Source organism: Halomonas rhizosphaerae (genome assembly GCF_030012485.1).
GTDB classification, from domain to species: Bacteria; Pseudomonadota; Gammaproteobacteria; order Pseudomonadales; family Halomonadaceae; genus Halomonas; species Halomonas rhizosphaerae.
This window is the reverse complement of record NZ_JASCQQ010000039.1, coordinates 34,102-46,742: the sequence shown is the minus strand read 5'-3', so window position 1 is coordinate 46,742 and position 12,641 is coordinate 34,102. Positions and strand designations below refer to the sequence as shown.

At 61.9% G+C, this 12,641-nt stretch carries 14 protein-coding genes; 1 reads left to right on the top strand and 13 read right to left on the bottom strand.

Annotation, left to right across the window (positions count from 1 at the left end; all coding sequences use genetic code 11):
- Window positions 1–3: 3 nt before the first annotated feature.
- A complete protein-coding gene (gene flgL / locus QLQ86_RS18755) occupies window positions 4–1,230 on the top strand; it encodes a flagellar hook-associated protein FlgL (RefSeq protein WP_282818006.1) in 1,227 nt (408 codons plus the stop codon).
- A gap of 89 nt (window positions 1,231–1,319) precedes the next feature.
- On the opposite strand, the gene fliR is transcribed toward flgL, so the two are convergent.
- The 13 genes from fliR to fliF all read right to left on the bottom strand — a co-directional run bounded on the left by fliR (window position 1,320) and on the right by fliF (window position 12,461).
- A complete protein-coding gene (fliR, locus tag QLQ86_RS18750; protein WP_282818005.1) occupies window positions 1,320–2,120 on the bottom strand; it encodes a flagellar biosynthetic protein FliR in 801 nt (266 codons plus the stop codon).
- Between the two features lie 16 nt (window positions 2,121–2,136).
- The gene (gene fliQ, locus QLQ86_RS18745; RefSeq protein ID WP_282818004.1) at window positions 2,137–2,406 is read right to left on the bottom strand and encodes a flagellar biosynthesis protein FliQ; all 270 of its coding nucleotides are present in this window, start codon (window positions 2,404–2,406) and stop codon (window positions 2,137–2,139) included.
- 22 nt (window positions 2,407–2,428) lie between these two features.
- Window positions 2,429–3,163, bottom strand: a complete 735-nt coding sequence (gene fliP, locus QLQ86_RS18740) for a flagellar type III secretion system pore protein FliP (RefSeq protein ID WP_407650127.1) — start codon at window positions 3,161–3,163, stop codon at window positions 2,429–2,431.
- A gap of 20 nt (window positions 3,164–3,183) precedes the next feature.
- Window positions 3,184–3,624 carry a flagellar biosynthetic protein FliO gene (fliO, locus tag QLQ86_RS18735; RefSeq protein WP_282818003.1) on the bottom strand — a complete coding sequence of 147 codons (441 nt, stop codon included), beginning with the start codon at window positions 3,622–3,624 and terminating at the stop codon, window positions 3,184–3,186.
- Window positions 3,621–4,130 (bottom strand): flagellar motor switch protein FliN, encoded by a 510-nt coding sequence (gene fliN, locus QLQ86_RS18730; protein WP_282818002.1) that lies wholly within the window; start codon window positions 4,128–4,130, stop codon window positions 3,621–3,623. Before fliN ends, fliO begins: the two co-directional genes overlap by 4 nt.
- Entirely contained in the window at window positions 4,123–5,166 is a 1,044-nt protein-coding gene (gene fliM / locus QLQ86_RS18725; protein WP_282818001.1) for a flagellar motor switch protein FliM, read from the bottom strand. The genes fliN and fliM overlap by 8 nt, the downstream gene beginning before the upstream one ends.
- A 21-nt stretch (window positions 5,167–5,187) precedes the next feature.
- Entirely contained in the window at window positions 5,188–5,667 is a 480-nt protein-coding gene (fliL, locus tag QLQ86_RS18720; RefSeq protein WP_282818000.1) for a flagellar basal body-associated protein FliL, read from the bottom strand.
- Window positions 5,668–5,800: 133 nt separating this feature from the next.
- Window positions 5,801–7,123 (bottom strand): flagellar hook-length control protein FliK, encoded by a 1,323-nt coding sequence (locus tag QLQ86_RS18715; RefSeq protein WP_282817999.1) that lies wholly within the window; start codon window positions 7,121–7,123, stop codon window positions 5,801–5,803.
- Window positions 7,124–7,142: 19 nt separating this feature from the next.
- The gene (gene fliJ, locus QLQ86_RS18710; protein WP_282817998.1) at window positions 7,143–7,604 is read right to left on the bottom strand and encodes a flagellar export protein FliJ; all 462 of its coding nucleotides are present in this window, start codon (window positions 7,602–7,604) and stop codon (window positions 7,143–7,145) included.
- The gene (fliI, locus tag QLQ86_RS18705) at window positions 7,601–8,992 is read right to left on the bottom strand and encodes a flagellar protein export ATPase FliI (protein ID WP_282817997.1); all 1,392 of its coding nucleotides are present in this window, start codon (window positions 8,990–8,992) and stop codon (window positions 7,601–7,603) included. The genes fliJ and fliI overlap by 4 nt, the downstream gene beginning before the upstream one ends.
- Window positions 8,992–9,747 (bottom strand): flagellar assembly protein FliH, encoded by a 756-nt coding sequence (locus QLQ86_RS18700; RefSeq protein ID WP_282817996.1) that lies wholly within the window; start codon window positions 9,745–9,747, stop codon window positions 8,992–8,994. The genes fliI and QLQ86_RS18700 overlap by 1 nt, the downstream gene beginning before the upstream one ends.
- On the bottom strand, window positions 9,740–10,744 hold the full coding sequence (gene fliG, locus QLQ86_RS18695) for a flagellar motor switch protein FliG (RefSeq protein ID WP_282817995.1): 1,005 nt from the start codon (window positions 10,742–10,744) through the stop codon (window positions 9,740–9,742). Before fliG ends, QLQ86_RS18700 begins: the two co-directional genes overlap by 8 nt.
- Window positions 10,737–12,461, bottom strand: coding sequence for a flagellar basal-body MS-ring/collar protein FliF (fliF, locus tag QLQ86_RS18690; RefSeq protein WP_282817994.1), 1,725 nt, complete (start codon window positions 12,459–12,461; stop codon window positions 10,737–10,739). Before fliF ends, fliG begins: the two co-directional genes overlap by 8 nt.
- Window positions 12,462–12,641 lie beyond the last annotated feature (180 nt).

Sequence of the window (12,641 nt, the reverse complement as noted above, 5' to 3'; positions counted from 1 at the left end):
ACGATGCGAGTTAGCAGCGTCACCATGTACGAGCAGAGTATCTCGTCCATGAATCGTCAGCAAAACGACTTTCTCAAGGTTAGCCAGCAGATCGCCAGCGGCCGCCGAGTGGTTAACCCCTCTGACGACCCCCAGGCCGCCTCGCGAGCGGTGGGCGTCGATCAGGCCCGTGCAGTGACCCAGCAGTTTGCTGATGCTCGGGTCAGCGCGCGCAACTCGTTGGCGCAGACCGAGAGCGTGCTCAACAGCATCAGCGATGCGATCACCAGTGCCAAGACCCTGATGGTGCAAGCCTCCAGCGATACCCTCAGCGATGCCGACCGAGAATCGGTGGCCAGTGAGTTGCGGGGTGTCTACGAGACCGTGATTGGCCAGGCCAACGCCACCGATGGCAACGGCCGGCATCTCTTCGGAGGTTACCAGGACAGCACCGAGCCCTTCGTCCGTAAGACCGAGAACAACGAGACCTTTATCGATTATGTCGGTGATGGCAATACACGCGAACAGCGTATCGATGCCTCACGGCTGATGAAGGTCAACGAGAATGGAGAGTCCATTTTCAACAGCGTACCCAGCGGTGCTGGCTATGTGGCCGAGGCGGATGCCGGCAACAGCGGTAGCGTTACCTTCTCCGGCCCTCAGGTTATCGACAACGAGGATAATGAATACGGGGACTCTTTCCGGGTCACCTTTACTAGCGAGACTGAGTACACCTTGGAATCGGGTGGTGAAGGGAGTTGGTCCGAGGTAACCACTGGAAAATCCTATGCCGCTGAGGGGAGTGTTATCGAGGCAGGAGGTCTGAGGCTGGAGCTTAAGGGGCAGGCGGCCAACGGCGATATCATAGAGTTTGCCCCCGCCGATAAGATGAACATCAACCTGTTCGAAAGTTTCGAGAAGGCACTTGCGGTGCTGGAAAATCCTGCACAGAACGACTCCGACAAGGCTGCCCTGCGCAATACCCTGAATACCGTGATGCGCGAGTTCGACAATAGCCTCGACAACGTGTTGACCAAGCGTGCCTCTGTCGGCGCTCGACTCAACGAACTGGACGTGGTCGACAGCGTGGGCGGCAACCGCATGCTTAACTATGAGCAGACCCTCTCAGACCTAGTCGACCTGGATTACGCCGAGGCGATCGGCGACTACAGCCTGCGCCAGGTGGGTCTGCAGGCCTCTCAGAAGGCCTTCGCCGACATGAAGGGCATGTCGCTGTTCAACTATCTCTGATATTCGGTCCCTGATGACCATGGTGTCCGGCTATCTCAGCCATGGTCTTTTTACCGCTCCGGTGCCTTTCATGGCCGGGGCGGTTTTTTTTAGCTCGTCATCGGCAGCGGTGCCAGGGTCTCCAGCAGGTTCTGCAGGAAGGCCAATCCTTGGCTAAACAGGCGCTCAAGGAAGCTTCCTAGGTCGGTCATCAGCACCATCAACAGGATCAGGCCCACCGTCAGTGAGGCCGGGAAGCCGATATTGAAGACCGTCAGCTGGGGAGCAGAGCGATTGAGAATGCCCAGTGACAGATTGATGATCAGTAGCGATGCCACCAGGGGCAGAGCAAGCAGCATGCCCGCCGTATAGATCGTGCCGCCGTAGCGAGCCAGCATGATGAAGGCTTCCGGATTGAAACGGCCGATACCGATCGGCAACGTCTGGAAGCTGGTGACCAGCACTTCCAGCACCATCAGATGGCCATTGAAGGCCAGGAACATTAGCAGCGTGACCATGTAAAGGATGCGCGACAGCACCACCATGTTGGTACCGCTGGAGGGGTCGAAGAAGGTGGCGAAGGCCAGGCCCATCTGCAGACCGATGAACTCCCCAGACGCCTGCACCACGGCCAGCATCACTCGTACCGTTAGGCCGATGGCGGCACCGATCAGCAATTGCTCGACCAGAATGCCGAACCCCGCCCAGGAGAAAAGCGGTACCTCGGGCATGGCGGGTAGTACTGGGGCAATCACCACTGCCACGGCGCCTGCCAGAGCCAGCTTGGCCTGGCGCGGTATGCTGGAATGGCCCCACAGCGGGGCGCTGAGCATCAGGGCCGTGATCCTTGCGAAGGGCCACAGAAAGGCAACCAGCCAGCTATGGAGCTGGTCAAATGTGACCTCGACCATCAGCGAGCGCGCCTCCTCACGAGATCATTGAGGGGATGTTGCTGAACAGCTCAATGGTAAAGGTGGTGATCAGCTTGAGGAGCCAAGGACCGGCCAGTACCAGTACCGCAAACACAGCGAGGATCTTGGGAATGAACGATAAGGTCATCTCGTTGATCTGGGTAGCGGCCTGAAACAGGCTGACCAGTAGGCCGGTGGCCAGGGCAGTGAGCAGCAGGGGGCCGGCCAGCAGCAACGTGACGCGCATGCCTTGGTAGGCAATGTTCATCACTTCTTCCGGTGTCATCTTGGCCTCCTCGGGCGTGCGTTCACAGGTAGAAGCTCTCAGCCAGTGAGCCGATGATCAGCTGCCAGCCGTCCACCAGCACGAACAGCATCAGCTTGAACGGCAGCGAGATGGTGATCGGAGGCACCATCATCATCCCCAATGACATCAGTACGCTGGCCACCACCAGGTCGATGATCAGGAAGGGGATGAAGATGGTGAAACCGATCTGGAACGCAGTTTTCAGTTCGCTGGTGACGAAGGAGGGCACCAGCACCCGCATCGGCACATCTTCAGGCCCTTGCAGCTCACCCATATCGGCGAGGCGGGCGAACATCGCCAAATCAGGCTCGCGGGTCTGGGCCAGCATGAACTCCCGGAAGGGGCCTTGGGCCAACTGCAGAAACTCATCGAAGTTGATTTCGTCATTGGAGAGTGGTGCCCAGGCCAGTTCATGCACTTGTCCCAGAACCGGCGCCATGATGAACAGGGTGAGAAACAGAGCCAGCCCCAGTAGCACTTGGTTGGGCGGGGTGGCCTGAGTGCCCATGGCCGTTCGAAGCAGGCTCAACACGATGATGATGCGCGTGAAGCAGGTCATCATCAGCAACACGGCTGGCAGGAAGGCCAGTGAGCTGAGCAGCAGGAGAGTCTGCAGCGATAGCGACCACTGTTGCCCACCATCCTCCATGGGATGGCTGATGATGCCGGGGATTTGCTGGGCCAAGGCTAGAGTAGGCGAGGCCAGCAGTACCGCCAGTGCCAATGTCAGCAACAGGTGCTTTGACGCGATTTGCCTCACGCCTTCCCCCGTCGTCCCAGTCCGGCGTTGTGCCTGACGGCTTTGGCAAAGCGTGTCTTGAAAGAGTCTTCCGCCTCGAAGCCGGGCCCACCAGAGGGGCTGGGTTCCGGATGTTCGTCCGGGGCCGGCATATCATGCAGCTTGCTGACCTGGCCACCGCCGACGCCGAGTACTAGCCAGGTATGTTCCACCTCGACAATCACGACACGTTCCTTGGTGCCCACTGCAGTACTTCCCACGACTCGGAGGTGGCGGCCATGGCGCTGATGGGGCAGTCCCCATCGGCGTAGCACAGCGGCGGCCACCAGGATGATGACCAGGATCAGTCCCAGCGCAGCAGCGGTCTTGCCTAGCGTGGCCATACCGATCAGGGCCTCCCCGCCGCTTACGGCGGCATCCAGGCCCGCCTGGGACTGTTCGGACGTAGCCTCGGTCATCTGTTTAGCTTCTGGACCCGCTCGGATGGGGTAATGATCTCGGTGATACGGATACCGTACTTGTCCTCGACGACCACGACCTCACCCTGGGCGATCAGATAGCCGTTGATCAGGATATCCATGGGCTCTCCCGCCAGGCCATCCAGCTCGATGACCGACCCTTGCGCAAGTTCCAGCAGTTGCTTGATGGTCAGCTTGGTACGGCCGAGCTCCACGGTGAGCTTGACCGGAATATCCATGATCATTTCCAGGTCGCGCCCTTTTTCCACACCCTGGCCCGCCTCGAGAGGGCGGAAGACGCTGCTACCCGCGGACTGAGCGGAGGGCGTGGCGGCAGGCTCCTCCGCCTCCTGCTCCTGTTCGGCGGATTCGGCAGCCGCCTGCTCGGCCATCGCTTCAGCCCAGGGGTCGTCATCGTCGGCAGGGGCATCGTCCTGCTGCTCCGACATGGCGGCGGCCCAGTCGTCTTCGCTGATATTCTGATCGGGTTTGTTGGGATCAGTCATGGTTGGATTCCTTGGATTGCAGCCTGGAGCCTTTCACGAAGGCGTCGGCCGGCGCATGGTCGGCGGCATGGTCGAAAATGCGCAGCACGCGCAGTGCTCGCTGCTCATGCTGGCTACCGTATTCACACTCCATCACGGGCACGCCATCCACGCTGGCCGTCACCGTCTCAGGAAGCTCCATGGGCAGCACATCGCCGGCCTTCAAGGCCATCACGTGGGCGATGCGGCTCGCGATATCGGTAAAGTTGGCGACCAGCTCCACTTCGGAGTGGCGTATCTCGCCGGCAATGCGCTTCGTCCAGGTGCCGTCCTGATCCTGGCTGCCATCGCTGAGCGGGTTGGTCAGCAGGTCGCGCAGCGGCTCGATCATGGCGTAGGGCATGCAGATCTGGAAGCTGCTGGCGAGATTGCCCACCTCGAGATTGAAACTGGTGTTCACCACGATTTCGTTTGGCGAGTTGGTGATGTTGGCGAACTTTGACTGCATCTCCGAGCGCAGGAAGCTGAGCTCGAGGGGATAAACGGATTTCCAGGACTCGCTGTAGGCGTCGATGGCCAACTGCAGAAGACGTTGAATGATGCGCTGTTCGGTGTTGGTGAATTCACGGCCTTCGGACTTGGTCACAAAGCGTCCGTCGCCGCCAAAGAGGTTGTCCACCACCATGAACACCAGACTGGGGGGGAACACGATCAAGGCCGACCCCCGCAGGGGCTTCATGGCGATAATGTTGATATTGGTAGGCACCGGCACATTGCGGGAGAACTCGCTGTAGCTCTGGTAGCGCACCGAGTCCACGGTGATATCGGCGCTGCGACGAATCAGGTTGAACAGCCCCATGCGGAAGTGACGTGCAAAGCGTTCATTGATGATGTCCAGGGCATGCAGGCGTTCGCGGATGATGCGATGCTGGGATGCAGGATCATACGGGCGAACGCGTGAGGCCCCATTGTTCTTGGCTTCCGGCTCGTCATCACCGCTCACACCCTTGAGCAGGGCATCGATCTCTTCCTGGGACAGCAGATCATCTTGGGACATGGCGTCTTGGCTACCCCCAGCCTATTGCACGATGAACTCGGTGAAGAGTACGTCGTTGATGGCCAGTTCCGGCTGGTTTTCCGACATGGGCGCCTCGAGGGCGGCAACCACCTGGTCTGCCAGGCGCTGCTTGCTTCCCGGCGAGGTCAGTTCACTGGCTTGCTTGCCGGAGAACAGCGTCAGGAGGCGACTGCGAACCTGGGGCATGTGTTGCTCGAGGATCTCCTGGCTCGCCTCGTCACTGAGCTTCAGCGACAGGCCGGTGTAGAGCAGTCGTGGACCGTACTCGTCGTCGGCCAAGTTGACGGTGAAGGGCTGGATCGGCAGGAATATTGGTGCTTTTTGCTCCGGCGTCACTTGGGTGTTGAGTGCCGATTGCGCTGCGCCGCCTTGCTGGTTGAAGACCATGTAGAGTGCCACCGCTGCCGCCGATGACGACAGGATCAGCAGCACCATCATCGACCACAAAAGCTTGCGGGAGCCACCACTGGATTTCGCCATTCTCTTTCCTAGGTTGCTGTATATTGCCGACGCTGACGTCGCAGTATGCGTGTCGCGCCATGTTCATGATGATCCGAACAGGCTTGCTGATTGCGCCTATCTTGCTCGTTTGGCACCACAGCAATGCTGGGGGTCAGGCATAGAGATCCACGTGGCCATCCATATTCAACTCACGCGCCACCTTGCTCTCGATGTCCCTTGGTGCCCCTTCGTCACTCTCGTCCGGCCCTGCCGATGCCAGCATGTCGCCGGGCTGGCGGGGGGCGCTGTCGCCGTTACCGTTTCGCTGTTCGCCTACCGAAGTCTCACCCAAGCTGATGCCCTGTTCGGCGAGGGCTTCACGCAATTGCGGGATGGCCTGCTCCAGCGCCTGGCGTACTTGGGCGTGGGCGGAGATGAACTGCGCCTGTGCGCCTTGGTCACCCATCTTCAGGGACACCGACAGTGGGCCGAGCTCCGCTGGGTGAAGCTGCAGCTCGACGCGTTGCTCACCCCCACTTTGACTCAGTCGCACCAGCTGCTGACCGAGCTGCTGTGGCCAGGCGGGGCTCGACACCGGCGTCGGGATATTGGCCTGAGCGTTGGGAGTGGTCGCGCTGGCCATCGATGGGGTCATTCCCTGGCCGGCCAGCTCGAATCCCCCGGTGGCACGCGCTGTGTCACTGCGTGATGCCATCAGGGTGTCGATGGCGCCGGAGACCTGCTGTGGGAGTTCGTCCGTCTGGAAAGTGGTGCGGCTGCTGGCCGCTTCCAGGCCACCGGTGCGCTCGACAGTCCGGTCGAGTTGCGTCGCCAGCGACTGGCGAAGGCCTTTGCGCTCAAGCGTATCGGCCGCGATGGCCTGGAGTAGGGCATTGCCACGTGGTTCGTGACCTGCATCCCGAACTGAGATTCCCTCGGGTCGGGTTGACTCGGCCTGAGCGGCCAGAGAAACGATCGCGAGGTCCTCGCCAGTCTCGAGGCGGCCAGCCTGCTCGATCAGGTCGAGGCGTTTCTGAAGTGCGTCCCAGACGTCGCCGCTCGGCAGGTCAGCGTCACCCTCACCCTTCAGCGCCTTAAAGCCAGCCATGACATCACCCTCCGAGAGGGGGGCCATGGTTACCTGAAATGCCTGATGGTGACCCGCCCCTTCCCGGCCCAGGCTAGTCAATAGCGCGTTTGGGGCGTTCTCTGGCTTTCCTGACACGCTAGACAGCAGAGCGTCGTGGTCTACCACATCAAGGCCGCGACCGGCAGGGTGGCCCATCTCGTTGAGACTTGCGCCCAAAGCCTCTTTCTGGGATCTGACATGCTGGGTGGGTATCTCCGCGGGGAGGGAACCTTCACTGGCAGTGCTCTGACGGGCCCGGGACGCACCGGCCAGATTGCTGGCAAAGTCGCCTCCTGCCCCCTGATCCTTGGTGCCCCCGGACGTGGTACGGCCATTGGTGGCAGCGACTAGCAACTGGATATCCATCGACAGTCTCCTTGCCTGCTCAGTGCTCGTTATGGGACGAGCGCTGGCGGACGAGTCGGTTATTGACCAGGTCATCACTGACGTGTTGTTCCCGGCGTTGTTCATCGCGACGCCTGGCAACATCCCGCCGTTCGGCCAGGGTGTCGTAGGACGATAGGCGCTGCTGTTGTTGCTGCCAGTGCTGGCGAGTCTTCTCGACCCGCTCCTGCTGTGCGGCCACTGCCTGCCGGGCACGCACCAGAGCGTCGTCCAGGGAGGCGAGGAATTGCTGGTAATTGCGCATGGTGGCCGGGTCGATACCGTCGCGCATCGCCGCGTTCAGCTTTTCGGCGTACTCCTGGCGATAGCGATGCAATGATTCCAGCTGCTGGCTGACCTGGCTGCTGGTTCGCTGTTCGCCGGCTAGGCTCTGTCCGGCCTGGTCCCGGGCATCCCGGGCGAGCTCGACGAGGGTGTCGAGCGGCGTGTTGTAGCGGCTCATGGCTTACCTCCCACGACACTGGCCAGTGCCTGGCGGGCGTTTTCCAGGCTGCTGTTTTCCTCAATGCGCTGCTGCAGAAAGCCCTCGAGTTGCGGATAGCGCCTAACCGCCTCATCCAGCTGTGGGTCATGGCCCGTGTGATAGGCACCGACACTGATCAGGTCGTGGTTGCGCTGATAGCGGGAGAAGAGTCCCTTGAACTGCTGGGCTTGCTGTAGCTGCTGCGGGTCGATGATGGCGGTCATCGCTCGGCTGATGGAGGCCTCGATGTCGATGGCCGGATAGTGGCCTGCTTCCGCCAGGGTTCGGGATAGCACGATATGGCCATCGAGAATGGCACGTGCCGAATCGGCGATGGGGTCCTGCTGGTCGTCGCCCTCGGTGAGCACGGTATAGAACGCGGTGATGGAGCCGCCGCCTCGTTGGGCATTGCCGGCGCGCTCGACCAGGTTCGGTAACTTGGCAAAGACCGAGGGCGGGTAGCCCTTGGTCGCAGGCGGTTCACCGACGGCCAGGGCAATTTCGCGCTGGGCCATGGCGAAGCGGGTCAAGGAGTCCATGATCAACAGGACATTGCGCCCCTCGTCACGGAATCCTTCGGCAAGCCGGGTGGCATAAGATGCCCCCTGGAGGCGCTGCAATGGAGAGGTATCGGCCGGTGCAGCTACCACGACGGCACGACGCAAGCCCGCTTCGCCGAGGATATTGTCGATGAAGTCCTGAACCTCACGACCCCGTTCTCCTATCAAGCCCACCACGATCACGTCGGCTCGGGTGTAGCGAGCCATCATGCCAAGCAATACCGACTTGCCGACACCGGAACCGGCGAATAGCCCCATGCGCTGGCCGCGGCCCACGCTCAGCAGGGCATTGATGGCACGGATGCCCACGTCGATCTGCTCTTCGATGGGTGCGCGCGCCAAAGGATTCAGAGGCGGTGTGGCCAGTGGTGCACGTGGCGCGTCACTGATCGGCCCCAGGCCATCCAGAGGCGTCCCGTTACCGTCGACGACACGACCCAGCAGGGCCTCGCCAATCGGAAAGCGGCGGGCACTGTTGTGTGCCCCATCGGCAAGGGGGAAGACCCTGGCCCCTGGCATGAGGCCGGTGATCTCGGCCAGTGGCATCAGGTAGAGCTTGTCGCCGGCGAAGCCCACTACCTCGGCCTCGGCGAAGCGACGCTCCTCCTGACGGCTGGCCGGGAGCTCGATACGGCAGGCGTTGCCCAGCGCCACCTGCAATCCCACCACCTCGATCACCAGGCCGGTCGCACGAACCACCCGGCCGCTAGCGCGGCAGGGGGGCAAAGGCTCCACGCGGGCGCGCACGCCCCGCAGGGCACGCTGCCAATGCGCTTGGTGAGGGTTCGTGGACAGCGGCTCGGACACTAGTGCTCATCCCCTTGTGACTGATGTGTAGTGGGGCTGCGATGGCGCACCTGCGCCTTCACGGCCTGCCAGCGACTCTCCCAGGTGGCATCGAGTTCGCCATTGGCACTGGTCACCCGGCAGCCGCCCCGGCTGAGCTGATCATCCGGCTGTAGCATCCAGCCGGCAGCCTCCAGCTCTTCACCCAGATGCTTCTGTACCAGCTTGTGATCCAGCGGATGCAGCCAGAGACGTTGCTGGCCGATGAGCGGTGGCTCGGTATGCAGTAGAGTGCGCACCAGCTCCAGTACCTGGCGGGGCCTTGCCTTAAGGGCCTCGCCCGCAAGCTGATAACCGGTGGCCAGGGCCAGGTCTACCAGGTCCTCTGCGATGGTTTCGTCGAGTTGTTCCAGCGCAGTGCTGAACGCGGTGGTCAAGGGGGCGAGGGGGGCCAGCGCCTCGGCGAGGCGTGCTTCCATCTCGTCTTTCGCCTGTTGGCGTCCTTCCTCAAGCCCCTTGGTCAATCCCTCGGCATGGCCCTGTTCGCGACCTTCTTCCAGGCCTTCTTCATGGGCTTCTCGCCGGACCTTCTCGCGCAGCGCTTGCAGTTCCGCCCGGCGTCTAAAAGCCTGACGCCGATCATCATCCTGTTTTGTCTCCGCGCCGCCATGGGCCTCTGTCGACGCCGCTCGCCGCGGGGTCTGCAGTTCCCCCATCTGCCAGCGGCGCCAGGGTGTCTGGCCGTCAGCCATGCCTGATTTGCCACGTTCAGACATAGGTTTCGTCTCCGCCGCTCAACACGATCTCGCCGCCATCAGCGAGTCGGCGCACCACTTGCAGGATGGCTTTCTGTTCGGCTTCCACCTGGGAGACCCGGATCGGCCCACGGGCTTCCATGTCCTCTCTCATCAGGTCGGCAGCACGCTGGGACATGTTGCGCATGAACTTGTCCATGAGGACTTCCGGTGCTCCCTTGAGGGCCACCACCAGCGAGTTGGTGTCGATCTCCTTGAGGATGAGCTGAATGCTGCGGTCGTCCAGGTCGATGAGGTTCTCGAACAGGAACATCTCGTCGATGATCTTCTGAGCCAGGTCTTCGCTGTGCGAGCGCACCGTCTCGATGGCAGCCTCTTCCTGGTTGGAGTTCATCAAGTTGAGGATTTCGGCTGCAGTGCGTGCGCCGCCCATCTTGCTGCGCTTGAGGTTCTGGCCATCCAGCATGTTGGTGAGTACCTCGGTGAGCTCTTGCAGGGCGGCGGGTTGCACGCCACTGAAGGTCGCGATACGTAGCACCACATCGTTGCGCAGTTTCTCGTCGAACAGAGCCATCACGTCCGCTGCCTGGTGACGTTCCAGGTGGATCAGCACTGTGGCGATGATCTGTGGGTGCTCGTCGCGGATCAGCTCCGCCACCATCGAGGCTTCCATGAGGTTCAGGGCGTCGATACCTGAGCCGGTGCCGCTGGTTTCCAGCACGTCCTCGATCAGGCTGGAGGCACGATCGCTGCCGAGTGCCTTGGTCAGCACCGAGCGGATATGCTCGCTGGAGTTCAGGTTGAGCGCGATGAACTCCTCGGTCTCGTCATGGAAGGCCTGCAGCACCTGGCGCATGTCATCGTGGGAGACCTGGTCCAGACGGGCCATCTCCGTACTGATCTGCTGGATCTCGGTGGGGGAGAGGTACTTGAACACCTCGGCTGCACTGTCTTCGTCGAGCGCCAGTAGCAGGATCGCGCTGCGCCGTGCGCCGCTTATCTCCTGGGGCTTAGTCATTCTTGTTCATCCAGCCGCGAACGATCATGGCCACCATGCGTGGATCTTCCTCGGCCATCTCGCGAAGGTCATTGAGGTTGTCCTCGTAGGCCGAGGCCTTGCGTTTGCGTCGCGGCTTGTTGTAAGTGGATTCATCTTCCTCGCCAGAGGTGGACGGGCGTTCCTCGTCATCCTCACCGACTCTGGTCTGGAAGGTCGGCGCGGGCTGCGCTGTCGATTGGGGAGTCTGGCTGGCGCGCTTGACCAGCGGGCGCAGGATCAGCAGGTAAAGCAGCAAGACTGCCAGACCCACCAGCAGATAACGGCCCAGTGTCATGGCCAGCTGCTGGACGTCGGGATCCTGCCACCACTCGAGGGGCTCGACCTCCGTGTCCGTCCGGGTGAAGGGACTATTGACCACGGCAATCTCGTCGCCGCGGGCCTGGGAGAACCCCATGGACTGTCGTACCAGCCGCTCGATCTGGTCGATCTCGACCTCACTTAGGGGGGTTGGCTGCATAACGCCCTGGTCGTCCGCGGTTGGGCGGTAATTGACGACGACAGCTGCCGAGAGTCGTTCCACTTGGCCGCGGCGATGCTGGACGTGCGAGATGCTGCGGTCGACCTCGTAGTTGATCACGTCATCGCGATTGAGATTGCGCGTCGCCGCAAGGGTGTCCTCATCCGCCTGCTCATCCTCGGTGTCCGTCTCATCTTCCTCGTCGGGCGGGTTCTCCACCGGTGACGTAGCGGTGCCGGGAGGGGTGTTGCTCAGGGCGCCCGGGATCCCGCCGGCCAGGTCGTCGTTCCCGTTGTAACTGACGCTGCTCTGACGACTGCGTACGGCAGCCTCATTGGGTGGCTGGTTGGGGCCGTAGCGCTCTGAGGTTTCCTCGCGGCGGGAGAAATCCACCTGAGCCGTTACCTGGGCCTTGACGTTCTGGGTGCCCAGGATCGGCGTCAGGATGGACTCGATTCGCTGTTGGTAGGAGCGCTCCACCTCGGCGATATAGTCCAACTGTGTGCCGTCCAGTCCCAGACCGTTGGCGTCGGGGGCGGTTAGCAGTCGGCCGTTCTGGTCAACCACTGTGACCGCCTCAGCATCGAGGTCGGGCACACTGCTGGACACCATATGCACGATGGAGTTGACCTGCCCCTCGCCGAGGGTGCGTCCGGCATGCAGGGTCAGGACCACTGAGGCCTTGGCTGGCTCACGGTCGCGCACGAAGACCGAGTCCTTGGCCAGTGCCAGGTGAACCCGGGCCCGGTTGACCGGCCCCAGTGATTCCATAGAGCGTGACAGCTCACCCTCCAGTCCACGCTGATAGTTGATCTGCTCGGCGAACTGGCTGATGCCGAAGGCCTGGTTCTCCATCAGCTCGAAACCGACGTTCCCGGCTTGTGGCAGTCCCTGTTCGGCCAGTTGCAGACGCAGCGTGTGGACCTGGTCACCGGGGACGAGCAACGCCTGGCCGCCTTGGCTGAAGCGGTAGGGAATGCCGCGGGTGTCGAGCTCGTTGATGATGCTGCCGCCGTCCGTCTCACTGAGATTACTGTAAAGCACTCGGTAGTCGGGGCTGCTAGCCCACATCAGCAGGGCGACAATCAGGGCGATCGAGGCGGCGCCCGCGATCAGCAGCGCCACCAGCGGGTTGCCACGCAGCTGTTCCTTGAGGCGAGTAATGCCCGCCGAGCCCTGGCTGGCTTGGCTATCGGTGGCGGAAGCGCCACTGCTCATGCGGGCCTCCAGGCGCGGCTGGTGTCATGAACGATATTGAGATAGGAAGAAGGCATCGCGTGCTGGTCCGTCCATCGCGGTTGGCCGCCCCTGAGGTGGGCGGAACTCTGATGCAGGCCATTATCCGCGGCCGCAGTCACCCTAAAGGTCGGAAAAGCCCAGTTTTTATGGGGCATTTGA